We start from the raw sequence: 15,542 nt of genomic DNA, 5'->3' as shown, positions 1-15,542 counted from the left end.
AGCCTAACCCCACCCTGCCTTTCTCGTCAGGAACGCCTCAACTACGATCGCGGCCCATGAGCGACGACGTGCGCAATATCGTCCTGGGACTGGTCGCGAGCGGCGTCAGCGCCGCGCTGGGCTGGTTCGTCCGCACGTACCTGTGGCGGCGCAAACTGCGGCGCAAACAGCGATTCTTCGGGCTCCCCACTGGTTCGGAATGCCTCCTGGTCGTCAACCGCGATCCGGGCTCGACCCGCGGCTGGAGCGTCGCGCGCCACGACGTCTTCGCGCTGATCGAACTGTCCGCCCTGATCAAGGAGTGCGGGGCGCACGCCGAGATACTGCCCCACGACACCGCCTGGCAGGGTTTCGGGGCGCGCACGGAGTTCTGCATCGGCGGCCCGATATCGAACCACCGCATGGCGGCGCACCTGCGTTCCATGCTCCCAGGTTTTCGGGTCCACGACTTCACCGGACCCGCCGAGGATCAGGGCGCCCTGACCGTGGGCGGCGAGACCTACCGCATGGAGAAGGGCGCGGTGGAGTACGTCTTCCTGGCCCGGCTGGCCGCCGACGAGAACACCGGGAACAATCGCCCGGTCTTCCTCGCCTCCGGCCAGCGCGGGGTGACCAACCAGGCCGCCGTGCGCTACCTCGCCCGCCACTACCAGCGACTTTCCCGCACCTATGGTGTCGACGGCACCTTCTGCCTGCTGCTGAAGGTGGTCAACTCCGAGGCCTACGGGCCCGATGTGGTGGAGGTCGTCGCTGACGTCACCCGCGAAGCCAGCGCACCCGCCAGTCGCCCGGTGGCCGTCGCCGCGGAGTGACGGCCGCGAGGGCACGGGCGGCCGCGAGGGCACGAGACCCTCGCGGCTCCGTCATATGCGGCCGCGTACGCAGAGCGCCTTGAGGACGGCGGCGCCATGGCTTGTTCTCCCAGGGCGTTCGGGTGCGCGGGGGCGGCCTGGGCGGCGGGCGTGAGCGGCTCTATCCAGCGGACGCCGGGAGCCGCACACATGTCGTGCCCGACGGTCGGGGTGTAGGTGTCGACGTAGGTGGCGTGGGCGGCCTTGGCCCGCCGGGCCAGCATGGCGTTGAGCCGCTTACCGGTGTCCCGGAGGTAGGCGAAGTCCCCGTCGGCGAAAGGCACCGCCGGACGGCAGCCGGCGCCGCTGTCGGGGAGCAGGGCGGGGTAGCCGACGACCACGACGCGGGCCCGCGGCGCGCGGTGGCGGATGGCGTCCAGCACCGCGTCGACCTTGGGCGCCGCCGCCTCGACCGCGGCCCGCAGCCGGTCGGTGCCGCCCGCCGAGTAGTGCTTCTCGCAGGGATTGCCGGTCGGGTCGGAGACCGCCGCGCCGGCGCAGGTGCTGATGATGCTGCCGAAGCCGATGTCGTTGCCGCCGATCTGCACGGTGACCAGGGAGGTGCGCCTGCTGAGCGCGTCCAACTGCGGGGGGTTGCCGCCCTGCGCCTTCCACATCTCGGCCGTGGTGGCCCCGCCGCAGCTCACGTCGGTCAGCTCGGTGCCTCTCAGACGCTGTGCCACCAGCGAGGGATAGTTCCGGTTCGACCGGCCGCACGCGGCGTCCACCTGGTCGGGGATGAGTGGCCCCGATGTGTAGGAGTCCCCGAGCGCGACGTAGGCGCCCCGGTGGCCGCTGCCATGACCGTGACCGTGGGTGTGGACGTGATGCCGGCCGTCGCTCGGGTACGCGACGGCCGGAACCGTGCTCACCGCGGCGAACACGAGCGCGGCAGCCGCGGCCGCTCCCAGGATCGACGCACGTCCGCAACCCATCGGGTCCTCCCCCTGTCGACGCTGACGGTTTCAGACTCCGCGCGCGCCGTGGCCGACGTCAATGGGTATGTCGCAAGTTCGCTCGATGGACTGATGTTCCCTCAGAAACCCGACTCGCCACCTCACCGGTCGCCGTCCGGGCCGGGGGAAGCGCGGCCGAGGGCCGCCCCGGACTCGCCTTCGGTCCCGAACTGCCGTCGGCGGAGGACGGCGAAACGCGGTCGCCGGCCGGGCGCTGAGACCCCGTCGTCGTTTCCTTGCCGGCCTCCGGCCGCGCGGCGGGCCGGCCGTTCGCCGCCGACGGCACGCGCATCGCACAGGCCGGGCCCGGCTTCCGTGCCCGACGCGGGGCCGGGTACGGCATGGCGCTGGACAGTCCGTTCGCTCCAGCCCGGGGCGCGGCTTGCGACCCACCGGCGCCAGGACGGCGGCGGCCCATCTGGACAGCGCCGGCACGCACACGCCGATGGGCGGCCGGTCCACGCCGCTGCTGCGGCGGCGGCCCGCGGTCCCAGGCCTGTCCCCACCACCAGGGCGGCGACAGCTGCGGCAGGCCGCGACCGGGGAGCGCGGGCAGTACGGGCCCAGGCAGCCCTGGCTGAGGCGGGCCGTCGGCGCGGCTGCACACGAACGGTCCGCGTGGCCGGAACGTATGTGACGTCGGCTCAGCGGACGTGCGTCAGCGCGACGAACGCGCCGCCTGATCACCGACGCGGTGTCCTCCACCGACCGCCGACGCATGGCTGCGGCGGCGGGGCCGCCCCTCGGCGGCCGGTCGAGCGGACCGGGACGCTACCGTCCCGCCGCGGGCGCGCCCGCATGGCCCTCACCGAGCACCCGGCCGACCAGCGCATCGCGGTCGGCCTTGGGGATGGCGGTCCAGCGGGTACCGCGGATAGCTCCCTCGAGGGCGAGCAGGGTGTGGGTGCAGGCGTCCTCGGGGAGCCCGTCGCGGATCATCGCGAAGGCCCCTCCGGCCCCGAGGCGGCGCAGCTCGTCGGCGTCCGGCACACCGGCACTGCGGAGGCGCTCGGCCAGGACCGCGCCGATGTTGGGCATCTGCTGCAGGGAGTCCATGCCCCCATCATGCACCTCCCGACGCCCCGTCAGACGGTGATCCCGGCCCAGACACGCTCGCCGTCCGGGCGGAGTCGTCTCTGGCGAAGCCGAACCGGGGCCGGAAGGACCGGAGGAACGCGGCGCCCCCGGCCGTGTCGGGACCGGGCGGGTCGGTGCCGGGCGGGTCGGTGCCGGCGCTCCGCCGCCCGCCCGTCCGCTTCGGTGCAGGCGAGACCGCACGCGGCCGAACGTGCAGGGTCGCGGCCCGACACGGGCCCGGCACGGCCCCGGCCGCGGCCACGGTGGGTCCCGCTGCGGGCTCAGATCTCGGAGGCCTCGGCGTAGACCTGGGACAGCTCCGGGGTGCCGCTCTGCGCCCACTCGTGGCCCGCCTCGACGACGTCGAGTTCACGGCCGCAGGCCAGCAGGATGACGGGCCGTCCGTTCGGCCAGATCTGCCAGCTCGCACCCGGCACATTGCGCACCACGACCGTCCCGAGGTAGAGCCCGGCGTCGTTGCCCAGCCAGGACTGCTCGTCCGGGTCGTCGCGCCAGCGCGGCACCAGCTGGTCCAGACGCTCCAACGAGGCGGCGGTGTCGTCCAGTTCCACCCCCTCGGTCTCCGCCCTGGCGCGCAGCAGCTCGCACTCCGAGAGCAGTCCGGCGACTCCCTCCCGGTCCTCCGCGAGAGACTGCGGCACGGTCGCACCGCGAACCTCGCCGTACCTTTTGCGCAATCTATCCAGAAAGGAGATGCCCATGCCGCCAGAGTAGGGCGTCGATCTTCGGCTGGGTCCCGCGAACGGTCCATGTCGTGCGTTCACCCTCACGACGGACGCAACGGCCGCACGCGCCGCGCTCAGGACGGCCCGCCTCACACGTCGTCGGCGGCTCCCCCGCCGACCTCCACGAGCACGGCGGCGTGCCGCGGGAGCGCGAGCGCGGACGCGGCCCATCGACATCCGCCCGTTGTATACGTTCCGTTGCCGCACAATACGGTACGTAAGGCTCCCGGAGCGAGAAGGGCCATGCGATGCGGGACGAACGGGAAGCCGGGACGAGGGCGGCGGACCGCGCCTGGCGGCTGCTGGAGGAGCTCGGGGCGCGGGCACCGGGCACGGTCCGGCTGGCCCCCGGCGCGGACGACGCCGAGATCGCGGCATGGGGAGTGCCGCTGCCCCACGAGGTGCGGCACCTGGTCGGCAGGGTGCGGTCGATCCGGCTCGGCGGGCTGGAGGAGTACTGGCTGGGACCCGAGCGCGGCCTGCACCCCGGGGGCTGGGCCGTGGGGCCGGCCGGCTCCGCGCATCTGCTGCACGAGTCCGGCGGCGACACCCTCTTCGTCGACGTGGACGAGGTCACCGGCGCCTGGGGCCGGGTGTTCGCCGCGACCGGCGTCTTCCTCGACACCTGGGCGTATGTCGCCCCCTCACTGGTCGACTGGGTCACCCGGCTGGCCCGGGCTGGGCTGGCGGCCCTGGACCGCACAGCGCCGCGTCCCGGGCCGGAAGGGATGGCCGGGGCCGCGGACCACACCGTGGTGCTGGAACGGCTCGCCGAGACCACGCACGTGTTCTCCTACCGGCCCGACCTGCGGGGCACCCCGGTGGGGCATGCCCGGCCGGGGGCCGACCCCGAGCTGGCCGCCGCGCTGGCAGGGTTGCCGGACGACGCCGTGGTGGTGGACCTGCGCGAGGTGGCGCACCCGGCCACCCTGCACCTGCCCGGTCCGCCCGGGCTGCGCGGCCACGTCGAGTTCCGACGCAGGGCCGGCGGGCGCTTCGCGGTGGGCCTGCCCGTCGGGGCGAGGTGGACCGGTCAGGCGGCGGGGACGTCGAGGTCGACCACGACGGGTGCGTGGTCGGACGCGCCCTTGCCCTTGCGTTCCTCGCGGTCGACGTAGGCGTCGGTGACCGCCTCGCCGAAGGCCTTGTTCGCGTAGACGAGGTCGATCCGCATGCCGCGGTTCTTGGGGAAGGCCAGCTGGCGGTAGTCCCAGTAGGTGTAGGGGCGGTCGTATTTCAGCGGGCGGGGCACCACGTCGTCGAGCCCGGCCTGGCGCAGGTGCTCCAGCGCCTCACGCTCGGCCGGGGTGACATGGGTCATCCCCTCGAAGACCGACGGATCCCACACGTCGTCGTCGGTGGGGGCCACGTTGTAGTCGCCGAGGACGGCGAAGGGGCGCTCGCCCGCCGCGTCCTCGGCGACCGCCGCCCGCAGCGCCTCGAACCAGCGCAGCTTGTACGCGTAGTGCTCGTGGCCGACCTCGCGGCCGTTGGGGACGTACACCGACCAGACCCGGACCGGGCCGCAGGTCGCCGAGAGCGCGCGGGGCTCGTCGACCTCCTCGTACAGCGGGCCGCCGGGCAGGCCGACGACGACGTCCTCGAGACCCGCCTTGGACAGCAGGGCCACGCCGTTCCACCGGCCGGTGGCGTTGACGGCGGTCTCGTAGCCGAGGGCGCGCAGGTCGTCGAACGGGAACTGCTCCTCGGCGCACTTGGTCTCCTGGATGCACAGCACATCGGGGCTGTTCTTCTCCAGCCAGGCCAGCAGCCGCGGCAGGCGGGCGGTGATCGAGTTGACGTTCCAGGTGGCGATGCGCATGGACCCGAATGTACCGCCCGCCTCCGACAAGCGGTCCCGGGGCGGTCCCGGGGCGGTCCGCGGCAGGCCGCCGGCCGGGCGTCAGCCCAGGTCGGCGCTGTCGCCGGGGGCCATCCTGCTGTGCCCGGCGCCGCCGACACCCGGACCGTCGGGTCCGAGCAGCCGGTCGTAGACGGTCCGGGCCAGGTCGCTGAGCAGTCCGTCGTGGACGTCGATGGCGCGCGCCGGCTTCACCTCGCGGAGGTAGTCGATGACCTCGGAGACCTTGCTCCAGGGGGCGTGCACGGGCAGCAGCAGCGTCTCGACGGGCCGGCCGGGGACGGTGAACGCGTCGCCGGGGTGGAAGACGGAGCCGTCGAGGAGGTACCCGACGTTGGTGATGCGCGGGATGTCGGGGTGGATCACGGCGTGCATCTGGCCGTGCACCTCGACGTCGAAGCCGGCGGCGCTGAAGGTGTCGCCCTCGCCGACGGTGTGGACCCGGCCCGGGAAGGCGGCGGCGACCTGGTCGGCGACGCTCTTCAGGGCCCAGATCTCCGCCGCCGGATCGGCCTCCAGCGCGGCGCGCAGCTGCTGCTCGCCGAAGTGGTCCGCGTGCTCGTGCGTGACGAGGATCGCCTCCGCCCCCACGGCCGCGCCCGGCTCGGTGAAGGCTCCGGGGTCGATGACGAGCACGCGCCCGTCCTTCTCCAGGCGGACGCAGGCGTGGCCCTTCTTCGTCAGCTTCATGACTCTCCTCCGGAGCGGTGATCTTTGGCACGGCCATCATGGCCGACGAGGTGCGGGCCGCACACGCCGCACCCTGGGAGATGCCGACGGGCGGACGGCTACCGGGCCGGGGACCGTGCCGAGCCGCGCGGGCTCACTCCCGGGGCCGAGTCTCCTCCCGGATGACGCGCCGTGCCACCGCGAAGGCGGAGGTGGCGGCGGGCACCCCGCAGTAGACGGCGGTGTGCAGCAGCACCTCCTCGATCTCGGCGGGGGTGAGGCCGGAGCGCAGCGCGGCCCTGGTGTGCGCGGCGAGTTCGGTGTGGTGGCCGCCGGCGACGAGCGCCGTCAGGGTGATGGCGCTGCGGGTCCGCCGGTCGAGGCCGGGGCGGTTCCAGACCTCGCCCCAGGCGTAGCGGGTGACGAACTCCTCGAAGTCCCCGCCGTACTCGCCGGCCGGCTCGGCCGCCCCGGGCCGGTCGGCGCGCGCGTCGCCCTGGAGCTCGCGCCGGATGCGGTCCCCCTCGGCGTACGGGTCCGGGCGGCCGGCCGCCGCGGTGTCGCCGTGGAGCTGCGGCGCGGGCCGCAGGGGGGCCGGCGGTTCAGGATCGAAAGCGCTGGGCGCGGGCGGCGCGGGCGACTGGGGGACGGGCGCGGCGGCGGGCTGCGCGGTCCAGGTGGCCTCGAAGTGGCGTACCAGGAGCTCGCTCACGGCGGCCGGCTGCTCGACCGGCACCAGGTGCGCGGCTCCGGGGACGACCGCGAGCCGCGCGTCCGGTATCCCGGCGATCAGGGCCCGGGCGTCGGCGGGCGGTGTCACCTGGTCCTCGGCTCCGACCAGGACCAGCGTCGGCACGGTGATCAGGCCCAGCCCGGTGTTCACGTCATGGGTCGCCAGCGCCTCGCAGGCGGCGCTGTAGCACTCGGGGTGCACGGCCCGGGCCATCTGGACGGACCAGTCCACGATGGCGGCCTGGGCGGCGCGGAAGGCGGGGGCGAACCAACGCTCGGGGGCGCTCAGGGCGAGCTGGTCCAGGCCGTTGGCGCGGACCAGCAGACCCAGCTGCCGCCACGCGTCGGGTGTGCCGAAGCGGGCCGCCGAGGAGATCAGGGCGAGGGAGGCGACGCGCTGCGGGGCGCGCAGCGCGAGGTGGGTGCCTATGGCGCCGCCGAGGTCGCAGCCCGCGTAGCCGAAGCGCTCGACGCCGGCCTCGTCCAGGGTGCGCAGCAGGCGGTCGGCGAGCTCGACGGTGGAGACCGAGGGGTCGGCGGGGGCGCCGCCGTGGCCGGGGAGGTCGTACCGCAGCACCCGCCACTGCCGGGTCAGCTCGGGAATCTGCCGGTCCCACATGTGCCATGTGGTGCCCAGTGAGGGGCCGAGGACGAGGACCGGCGCGTCCTGCGGGCCGTCGATGCGGTGCTGGAGGGTCTTGGGGCTCTGCTCGTCGCTCACTCGCGCCACGCTATCGAAGCGTCCCCGGACGGCGACGGCCGGCCCCGTCAGAGCGCTGCTGCCTTGCGGCGCTTGGCCTGCGATCACCGGAAGTTTATCGTGGACACGACATAGACCACGGGGTGGTCGCTGTTGGAGAAGTCGACCGTGATGTTGTGGTCCGGCTTGTCGCCGTGCTGCTTCAGCTTGAGTCCGGCCCACGTGCGGTCCTGGCCGAAGCTCCAGCGTACGGTGCGGGCCTGCTTCGGGCTCACGGTGACGACGCCGTCCCTGAGGGCGGAGCGGGTCTTGCCGTACTGGGAGAGGAAGACGTCCAGGCCGATCTGGTTGGTGCGGAACTGCACATAGAAGGAGCTCGCCGCCCAGTCGTTGGTCTCCAGGTACGCCACCGGCCGGGAACCGGACGGGATCGTCACCTGGTAGATGCGCCGCTGCAGCTTGGTGGGCCACAGGTGGGTGAGCGTGGTGGCGGCGGCCTGCTGCTGCTTCTCCTCGCCGCTGTCCCGGCTCTGCTCGGCGGAGATGATCACATAGCCGATCGGCACCAGGATCAGCAGGGGGACGACCGTCCACTGCACCCAGCGCGGCGGCCTCCTCGGGGGCGCGGCACTCACTTGCCGACGGCCTTCGCGTAGCGCTCGTACCGCTCGACCCGCCGCCGGTTGGCCCGCCGGAAGCGGCGCGCGACGAGCCGCGCCAGATCCGCGGCGCCGACCATGCCGGCCTCCGGACCGAGCTGCGCCTTGACGATACGGGCCTCCGGCCGGTAGCCGCGGCCGGTCAGATGGCGCCGGAAGGCGTCGCGGGCAGGGCCGATCAGCAGGTCGTCGGCCGCGCTGACGCCGCCGCCGATGACGAAGCAGGAGGGGTCCAGGGCGGCGGCGAGGTTGGCGATGCCGACGCCCAGCCACTGGCCGATGTCCTGGAAGAGCTCCACGCACATCGCGTCGCCCTCACGGGCGAGCTCCGTGATGAGCGGGCCGGTGATCTCCCGCACCTGGCCGTCGACCCGGTCGATGATCCCGTACGCGACCGGGGACTCGGCCGCCGCCAGCTCACGGGCCTCGCGCACCAGGGCGTTGCCCGAGCTGTACTGCTCCCAGCAGCCGCGATTGCCGCAGGGGCAGCGGTGGCCGCCGGGCACCACCTGCATATGGCCGAACTCGCCGGCCACGCCGTAGCGACCCCGTTTGACCTGGCCGTCCTCCAGGATGGCGCCGCCGATGCCGGTGCCGAGCGTGATCATGACGAGATCGTTCTCGCCGCGGCCGGCGCCGAAGCGCCATTCGGCCCAGGCGGCGGTGTTCGCGTCGTTGTCCACCATGACGGGGACCCGCAGACGCTCGGTGAGACGGGCCTTCAGCGGCTCGTCGCGCCAGGACAGGTGGGGTGCGAACAGCACCCGGGAGCGGTCGGCGTCGACCCAGCCGGCCGCGCCGATGCCGACGGCGTGGACGTCGTGCCGTTCGGACAGATCGAGGACCAGCTCGGTGATGGTGTCCTCCACCACCTTCGGGCTCTTGCTCTTGTCCGGCGTCTCGGTGCGCAGCTTCTCCAGGATGTTGCCGTCCGCGTCGACGACACCGGCCATCACCTTGGTGCCGCCGATGTCGATGCCGACCGTGGGGACGCGAGGCGCGGTCAAGTGCGAGCGGCGCTCGCGGCGGCCCACCGTGCTCAGGAGGGTGGAGCTGCTGGAGGAGCGGGCGGCACCGCGGTACATGCTCATCGGTTCACCCCCGTGGATCCGATCCCAGACTCGGTCCCGAACTGCTGCTCGGTCGTCGCTCGCAAAGCTCGTCTCTCCGGGGTCGGGGGCGTTTCTCGTGGTGATTCTAAGTGTTGCCGGGGGGCGCGGTGGCTGGCCGCGGCCCGGGGCGGCGGGCGGATCGGCCGCGCGGGCCGCCGGGCCGCCCGCCCGCCGTCACTGCGTCGGGCGGCGCAGCTCGTGGGCCAGGGACTCCAGGTCGGTGCCGCCCGCCATCTCCCGGGTGAGCTCGTCGACCGTGATGTCCTCCCTGGCGTAGGAGCCCGTCATCGTGCCGCGGCGCAGCAGGACGAAGCGGTCGCCGACGAGGTGGGCGTGGTGGGGGTTGTGGGTGATGAGGACCACGCCGAGGCCGGCGTCCCGAGCGGCGGCGACGTACTTCAGGACGACGCCGGACTGCCGGACGCCGAGCGCGGCCGTGGGCTCGTCGAGGACGAGCACCTTGGCCCCGAAGTGCACGGCCCGGGCGATGGCGACGCATTGGCGCTGCCCGCCCGACAGGGTGCCGATGGGCCGGTCCACGTCGCTCAGGTCGATGCCCATGTCACGCAGAGCGGTGCGCGTGGTCTCCCGCATCATGGCGACGTCCAGGCGCTTGAAGGGCCCGCGGCCCTTGCGCGGCTCGGAGCCGAGGAAGAAGTTCCGCCACACCGGCATCAGCGGGACGACGGCCAGGTCCTGGTAGACGGTGGCTATGCCGTGGTCGAGCGCCTCGCGGGGGGACGTGTGCCGCGCGGGCACGCCCTCGATCTCATACGTGCCCCGGTCGTGCTGGTGCAGCCCCGCGATGATCTTGATCAGGGTGGACTTCCCGGCGCCGTTGTCTCCGAGGACGCAGGTGATCTGCCCCGCGTGCACCTCCAGGGAGACGTCCTCCAGGGCGCGCACGTGCCCGTACGCCTTGCTGACCTCGGTCAGCTTCACCAGGGCCGTCACTTCGCCGCCTCCGCCCGCTTGCGCACCCAGGCGTTGAGCAGCGTCGCCAGCAGCAGCATGGCGCCCAGGAAGAACTTGAACCAGTCCGGGTTCCACTCGGCGTAGACGATGCCCTTGCTGGTCATGCCGAAGATGAACGCGCCGACCGCCGAGCCGATCGCGGAGCCGTAACCGCCGGTCATCAGACAGCCGCCGATCACGGCGGCGATGATGTAGAGGAACTCGTTGCCGATGCCCTCTCCCGACTGCACGACGTCGAAGGAGAACAGCAGGTGCTGTCCGGAGATCCAGGCGCAGAAGGCGACGGCCATGTAGAGGCCCGTCTTCGTACGGGTGACGGGGACGCCGACCGCGCGCGCCGCGTCGGGGCCGCCGCCGGACGCGAAGATCCAGTTGCCGGCGCGCGTGCGCAGCAGCACCCAGGTGCCGACCGCGACCAGGGCGATCCACCACAGGACGGTGACCTGGAGGTCGACGTCTCCGATGGTCAGGTGGGAGGCGAACAGCGCTCGCGCGGAGGCGAAACCCTCCATGTCGGCGATGGACTTGGTGCTGACCGTGCCGTCGATGAGCTTGGTGAGGCCCAGGTTGAGGCCGGTGAGCATGAGGAAGGTGCCGAGGGTGATGATGAAGCTCGGCAGCTTCGTGCGGGCCAGCATGATGCCGTTGAGGAAGCCGATGGCAAGGGTGACGAGCAGCGAGACGCCGACGCCGACCCAGACGTTGGCCGTCATCTGGTAGCTGAACATCGACGACACCAGGGCGGAGGACGTGACCAGGACACCCGCCGACAGATCGAACTCGCCGCCGATCATCAGCAGCGCCACCGGCACCGCCATGATCCCGATGGTGGACGCCGCGTAGAGGACCGTCCCGAGGCTCGCCGGCCGCAGGAAGGAGTCGGCCACCACGGAGAAGAAGACGAAGACGGCCACGGCGCCGACGACAGCGCCCAGCTCGGGGCGGCTGAACAGGCGACGCCCGAGCCGCCGCGGGGGCACCAAGCTGTCCGCGGTCATCGGGTGCCCCGCTTCGCGTAGTCCTTCAGCGCGGCCGCGTCGTCCTTGGTGACGATCTGCGGGCCCGTGAGCACGGGCCTGCCGCCGCCGAGCACGTCGGCGTTGTAGCGGTAGAGCCACAGCAGGTCGACGGCTTCGTAGCCCTGCAGGTAGGGCTGCTGGTCGACAGCGAAGCCTATGGTGCCGGCCTCCAGCGCCCCCGCGACCTGGCCGTTGAGGTCGAAGGTGTCGACCTCGGCCTGGCTGCCCGCCTGCTCCTTCGCCTTGACGGCGGTGGCGGCGTAGGGCGCGCCCAGGGTCACGACGGCGTCGATGGAGCGGTCGGCCGCGAGTTTGGCCTGCAGGGCGGCCTGGACGTCCGGCATGTTGGTGCCGTTGACGTAGAGGTTCTCCGTCGTGCCGTCGAAGGTGTTCCTCACGCCCGCGCAGCGCTGCTCGTGGCCGACGTTGCCCTGCTCGTGCAGCACGCACAGGGCGTGCTTCTTGCCGCGCGCCGAGAGCTCGTCGCCGACGGCCTCGCCGGCGATGGTCTCGTCCTGGCCGATGTGGGCCAGGGCGCCGAACTCCTTGGACTGGGCGGAGCCGGAGTTGATCGTGATGACGGGGATGCCGGCCTTCTCAGCCTTCTCGACGACGTCCTTCATGGCCTCGGGCTTGGCGAGTGTGACGACGAGGCCGTCGACCTTCTGGTCGATGGCCGTCTGCACCAGCTGTGCCTGGTCCTTGCCCTGGTCGCTGTTGGAGTACAGGAACTTGATGTTGTCCTTGGCCGCGGCCTGCCGGGCGCCCTTCTGGACGATGTCCCAGAAGCTGTCGCCGGCACCGGCGTGGGTGACCATGGCGACCGTCCACTTCGGGGTGTCGACGGCCGAACCATTGGCCTGAGCTTCCTTGGCCCGCTGCTCCGCGCGCAGGCCTCCGGTGCTGCTGCAGCCCGCCAGCGCCACACCGATGACCACTGTCAGTAGCGCACCGAGCGCATGCCTTCCCCTGTTCGCGCTCTCCACGTCGTGCCTTTCCCTGCGGGTCCTGGAACCGACCAAGTATCCGTCACAGGGTGCGATGGTTGCGGAGGGGGGTGTTCCGGGACCCTCAGGAGCGCACGAGCAGCTGGAACTCGAAGGCGTAGCGGGAGGCGCGGTAGATATGCGTGCCGTATTCGACGGCACGCCCCGTGTCGTCGTACGTCGTCCGGCTCATGGTGAGCAGCGCGGCCCCGGACTCCTCGGCGAGCAGCACGGCCTCCTCCTCGGTGGCGCAGCGTGCCCCGACCGACTGGCGGGCGCTGTGCAGGGTGATCCCGGCGGAACGCATCATGCGGTACAGGCCGGTGGCCTCGAGCCTGGCGTCGTCCAGGGGGAGGAGTCCGGTCGGCAGGTAGTTGCACAGGTGGGCCATCGGCTCGCCATGGGTGAGGCGCAGCCGCTGGAGGACGACGACCTCGCTGCCCTCGGCGACTCCCAGGGCGGCGGCGACCCGGGCGGAGGCCGGCTCGGTCTCGTTGCGCAGCACGCGGGTGGCGGGACTCTGCCCGGCCGCCTGGAGGTCGTCGAAGAGGCTGCTCAGCTCCAGGGGCCGCCTGACCTGGCTGTGGACCACCTGGGTGCCCACGCCGCGCCGGCGCACCAGCAGCCCCTTGTCCACCAGGGACTGGATGGCCTGCCGAACGGTCGGCCGGGACAGGCCGAGCCGTCCGGCGAGGTCGATCTCATTGCCCAGGAGGCTTCCGGGGGCGAGCCTGCCGTGCTCGATGGCGCTCTCCAGCTGCTGGGCGAGCTGGTAGTACAGCGGCACCGGGCTGGAGCGGTCCACCTCGAATTCGAGCGGCGCGGACTCTGCTTTGGACACAGGGGGAGCGTATCCGCCGGTCTCGGCCTCAGGGAACTCTGACATCAGATTGTCCGAACATGCGGTCGCCATGCCTTCTCGGATTCTCGGATTCTCGGGTTCTCGGATTCTCGGGTTCTCGGGTTCTGGGCGCACTCGTGGGTGTGCGGGGGCCGGCGCAGGTCGGCAGGACCGGCGGCCCGGTGCCGGGAGGGCCGGGTGTGCGAGTCGAGGTACAGGAAATCCCGAACGCGGCGTGACCTGGCTACTCGATGCGGTGAACGACCAGATGGCGGAGATCGGCGCGATGGTGGTGCGCGGCACGCCGCGCGACAGCCTGTACACGCTGGACACCCGGCTGGACCTCGACGGCGGGGTGGAGCCGAGGATGTCGCGACCGTCAAGGCCGGCGGCCCCGGCCAGGGCCTGCGCCCCTTCCGCGACCCCGACGCCGCTGAGGACGACGAGGAAGAGGCCTGACATCCCGGGCGTATCCGGGACGCCATGCCGTTCGTTCGCTGCTCGCTACCGGGCCCTGGGGCCGGGGGCGGGCGGGGTGCGCGGTCGCAGGCGCTCTCCCTGCGGCCCGTACATGATCAGGTACTCGACCGGGCCTTTGTGGCCGGCGTTCGCGACCCCATGGGGACTGCGGGTGTCGAACTCGGCGACGTCCCCGGCACTCAGGACGAGGTCCTGGTCGCCGAGCGCGAGCCACAGCCGCCCGTACAGGACGCACAGCCATTCCCAGCCGTCATGGGAGACCTGCCGGGGCCGCGCGGGCGGCTCCTGGACGGCGGGGAGGACGTGTTTATGGGCGTGCAGGCCCCCGACGTACCGGGTCAGCGGCAGCACCGCCTTGTCGTCGCCGAAACGCTGGAGCGCGGAGGCGCGGGGCTCGGCGGCGGGAGCGGTGCCTGCCAGCTCGTCCAGACGGACGCCGTACTCCTTCGCCAACCGCAGCACCACTTCCAGAGTGGGCTTGCGTCGGCTGGTCTCGATCCGCGACAGCGTGCTCGGGGAGATGCCGGTCGCGCAGCTGACGCCGGTGAGCGTGGAGCCGCGGAGTTCGCGTGCGGCCCGCAGGCGGGGGCCCATCGCCGCCAGCGTGTCGGCCACGTCGTCGCCTGTCACCCGCTCTGCCCCCTTCCGGACGCCGCTTCGCCTTCTGGCCTGCAAGTTTGCCAGATTGGCACAGGAAATCGCGGTCGACGGTCGCTGCGCCGCATGATCGATGCGTACCTGCGTCCGCCCGCGAACCGAGAGAAGACCCCCCATGCAGCCCAAGCCGTCCGCCGCGCTCCGCCACCGCACCGTCGAGGCCCCTGCCGGGCGCCTGCACCTGGTCGAGCAGGGCACCGGCCCGCTGGTCCTGCTCGTGCACGGCTTCCCCGAGTCCTGGTACTCCTGGCGCCGCCAGCTCCCGGCCCTCGCCGCGGCCGGCTACCGGGCGGTGGCGCTCGACGTACGCGGCTACGGCCGCTCCTCCAAGCCCGCGAGGACCGATGCCTACCGGATGCTGGACCTGGTGGAGGACAACGTCGCCCTCGTGCACGCCCTCGGCGAGGAGAACGCGGTGGTCGTCGGCCACGACTGGGGCTCCACCATCGCCGCCACCTCCGCCCTGCTCCACCCCGAGGTCTTCCGGGCCGTCGCCCTGCTGAGCGTCCCGTACGCGCCACCCGGCGGCCCCCGCCCCACCGACGTCTTCGGCCGGATCGGCGGCCCCGAGCAGGAGTTCTACGTCTCCTACTTCCAGGAGCCCGGCCGCGCCGAGACGGAGATCGAGCCTGACGTGCGGGGCTGGCTCGCGGGCTTCTACGCCGCCCTGTCCGCCGACACCATGCCCGCCCAGGGCGAGCCCGACCCGCACTTCGTCGCCCACGGCGGCCGGCTGCGTGACCGTTTTCCCGTCGGCGTCCTCCCGGCCTGGCTGGCCGAGGACGACCTCGACGTCTACGCCGGAGAGTTCGAGCGCACCGGTCTGACGGGCGCCCTCAACCGCTACCGCAACGTGGACCGCGACTGGGAGGACCTCGCCCCCTACCGCGGAGCCCCGATCACGCAGCCGTCCCTGTTCATCGGCGGCGCCCTGGATGCCTCCACCACCTGGATGTCGGACGCCATCGACGCCTTCCCCACCACCCTCCCCGGCCTGACCGCCTCCCACCTCGTAGAGGGCTGCGGCCACTGGATCCAGCAGGAACGCCCCGAGGAGACCAACCGACTTCTGACCGGCTGGCTCAACACCCTCACGGGCTGAACCGCCAGGCGCGACCGGGGCTTCTGTACACAGTCGGCCCGCGTACCCGAGCGCAGCGGCCTCGGCCGCGGGCTGCGTGATTCTCGCAAACGACCAGGTGAGAGAGTTCCAACACACCG

16 protein-coding genes are annotated in these 15,542 nt (G+C 72.5%); 3 read left to right on the top strand and 13 right to left on the bottom strand.

Going from position 1 to position 15,542, the window contains the following annotated elements; genetic code table 11:
• The first annotated feature begins 56 nt into the window (after positions 1 to 56).
• Positions 57 to 812, top strand: a complete 756-nt coding sequence (locus tag AC3ET4_RS01665; RefSeq protein ID WP_431945025.1) for a hypothetical protein — start codon at positions 57 to 59, stop codon at positions 810 to 812.
• Here AC3ET4_RS01665 and AC3ET4_RS01660 read toward each other — a convergent pair.
• The 3 genes from AC3ET4_RS01660 to AC3ET4_RS01650 form a co-directional block, all read right to left on the bottom strand.
• The gene (locus tag AC3ET4_RS01660) at positions 722 to 1,786 is read right to left on the bottom strand and encodes an SGNH/GDSL hydrolase family protein (protein WP_431945023.1); all 1,065 of its coding nucleotides are present in this window, start codon (positions 1,784 to 1,786) and stop codon (positions 722 to 724) included. The two genes, AC3ET4_RS01665 and AC3ET4_RS01660, sit on opposite strands and share 91 nt — an antisense overlap.
• Before the next feature lie 792 nt (positions 1,787 to 2,578).
• Positions 2,579 to 2,863: a TfoX/Sxy family DNA transformation protein gene (locus AC3ET4_RS01655; RefSeq protein ID WP_431945021.1), complete on the bottom strand. Its 285-nt coding sequence runs from the start codon at positions 2,861 to 2,863 to the stop codon at positions 2,579 to 2,581.
• A gap of 302 nt (positions 2,864 to 3,165) precedes the next feature.
• Positions 3,166 to 3,606 carry a DUF6278 family protein gene (locus AC3ET4_RS01650; RefSeq protein WP_431945019.1) on the bottom strand — a complete coding sequence of 147 codons (441 nt, stop codon included), beginning with the start codon at positions 3,604 to 3,606 and terminating at the stop codon, positions 3,166 to 3,168.
• A 272-nt stretch (positions 3,607 to 3,878) separates the two neighbouring features.
• Between AC3ET4_RS01650 and AC3ET4_RS01645 the strand changes: the two genes are divergently transcribed.
• The gene (locus tag AC3ET4_RS01645) at positions 3,879 to 4,748 is read left to right on the top strand and encodes a hypothetical protein (protein WP_431945017.1); all 870 of its coding nucleotides are present in this window, start codon (positions 3,879 to 3,881) and stop codon (positions 4,746 to 4,748) included.
• On the opposite strand, the gene AC3ET4_RS01640 is transcribed toward AC3ET4_RS01645, so the two are convergent.
• The 10 genes from AC3ET4_RS01640 to AC3ET4_RS01595 all read right to left on the bottom strand — a co-directional run bounded on the left by AC3ET4_RS01640 (position 4,664) and on the right by AC3ET4_RS01595 (position 14,294).
• Positions 4,664 to 5,452, bottom strand: coding sequence for an exodeoxyribonuclease III (locus tag AC3ET4_RS01640; protein WP_431945015.1), 789 nt, complete (start codon positions 5,450 to 5,452; stop codon positions 4,664 to 4,666). The two genes, AC3ET4_RS01645 and AC3ET4_RS01640, sit on opposite strands and share 85 nt — an antisense overlap.
• A gap of 81 nt (positions 5,453 to 5,533) precedes the next feature.
• Positions 5,534 to 6,181 carry an MBL fold metallo-hydrolase gene (locus AC3ET4_RS01635; RefSeq protein WP_431945013.1) on the bottom strand — a complete coding sequence of 216 codons (648 nt, stop codon included), beginning with the start codon at positions 6,179 to 6,181 and terminating at the stop codon, positions 5,534 to 5,536.
• A 133-nt stretch (positions 6,182 to 6,314) separates the two neighbouring features.
• Positions 6,315 to 7,613, bottom strand: coding sequence for a bifunctional 3-oxoadipate enol-lactonase/4-carboxymuconolactone decarboxylase PcaDC (pcaDC, locus tag AC3ET4_RS01630; RefSeq protein ID WP_431945011.1), 1,299 nt, complete (start codon positions 7,611 to 7,613; stop codon positions 6,315 to 6,317).
• Positions 7,614 to 7,696: 83 nt separating this feature from the next.
• Complete coding sequence (locus tag AC3ET4_RS01625) at positions 7,697 to 8,191, bottom strand: hypothetical protein (protein ID WP_431945009.1); 495 nt, start codon at positions 8,189 to 8,191, stop codon at positions 7,697 to 7,699.
• A 32-nt stretch (positions 8,192 to 8,223) separates the two neighbouring features.
• On the bottom strand, positions 8,224 to 9,342 hold the full coding sequence (locus tag AC3ET4_RS01620) for an ROK family glucokinase (RefSeq protein WP_431945007.1): 1,119 nt from the start codon (positions 9,340 to 9,342) through the stop codon (positions 8,224 to 8,226).
• Positions 9,343 to 9,537: 195 nt separating this feature from the next.
• On the bottom strand, positions 9,538 to 10,317 hold the full coding sequence (locus AC3ET4_RS01615) for an ATP-binding cassette domain-containing protein (protein ID WP_431945005.1): 780 nt from the start codon (positions 10,315 to 10,317) through the stop codon (positions 9,538 to 9,540).
• The gene (locus tag AC3ET4_RS01610) at positions 10,314 to 11,336 is read right to left on the bottom strand and encodes an ABC transporter permease (RefSeq protein ID WP_431945003.1); all 1,023 of its coding nucleotides are present in this window, start codon (positions 11,334 to 11,336) and stop codon (positions 10,314 to 10,316) included. Before AC3ET4_RS01610 ends, AC3ET4_RS01615 begins: the two co-directional genes overlap by 4 nt.
• A complete protein-coding gene (locus AC3ET4_RS01605) occupies positions 11,333 to 12,295 on the bottom strand; it encodes a sugar ABC transporter substrate-binding protein (protein WP_431945001.1) in 963 nt (320 codons plus the stop codon). The genes AC3ET4_RS01610 and AC3ET4_RS01605 overlap by 4 nt, the downstream gene beginning before the upstream one ends.
• A gap of 133 nt (positions 12,296 to 12,428) precedes the next feature.
• On the bottom strand, positions 12,429 to 13,229 hold the full coding sequence (locus AC3ET4_RS01600) for a GntR family transcriptional regulator (RefSeq protein ID WP_431944999.1): 801 nt from the start codon (positions 13,227 to 13,229) through the stop codon (positions 12,429 to 12,431).
• A gap of 459 nt (positions 13,230 to 13,688) precedes the next feature.
• Positions 13,689 to 14,294: a helix-turn-helix domain-containing protein gene (locus tag AC3ET4_RS01595; RefSeq protein ID WP_431944997.1), complete on the bottom strand. Its 606-nt coding sequence runs from the start codon at positions 14,292 to 14,294 to the stop codon at positions 13,689 to 13,691.
• 142 nt (positions 14,295 to 14,436) lie between these two features.
• Between AC3ET4_RS01595 and AC3ET4_RS01590 the strand changes: the two genes are divergently transcribed.
• The gene (locus AC3ET4_RS01590; RefSeq protein WP_431944995.1) at positions 14,437 to 15,423 is read left to right on the top strand and encodes an alpha/beta fold hydrolase; all 987 of its coding nucleotides are present in this window, start codon (positions 14,437 to 14,439) and stop codon (positions 15,421 to 15,423) included.
• The last annotated feature ends 119 nt before the right edge of the window (positions 15,424 to 15,542 follow it).

Source organism: Actinacidiphila sp. bgisy167 (assembly GCF_057707665.1).
This window is presented reverse-complemented; position numbering and strand designations above follow the sequence as displayed.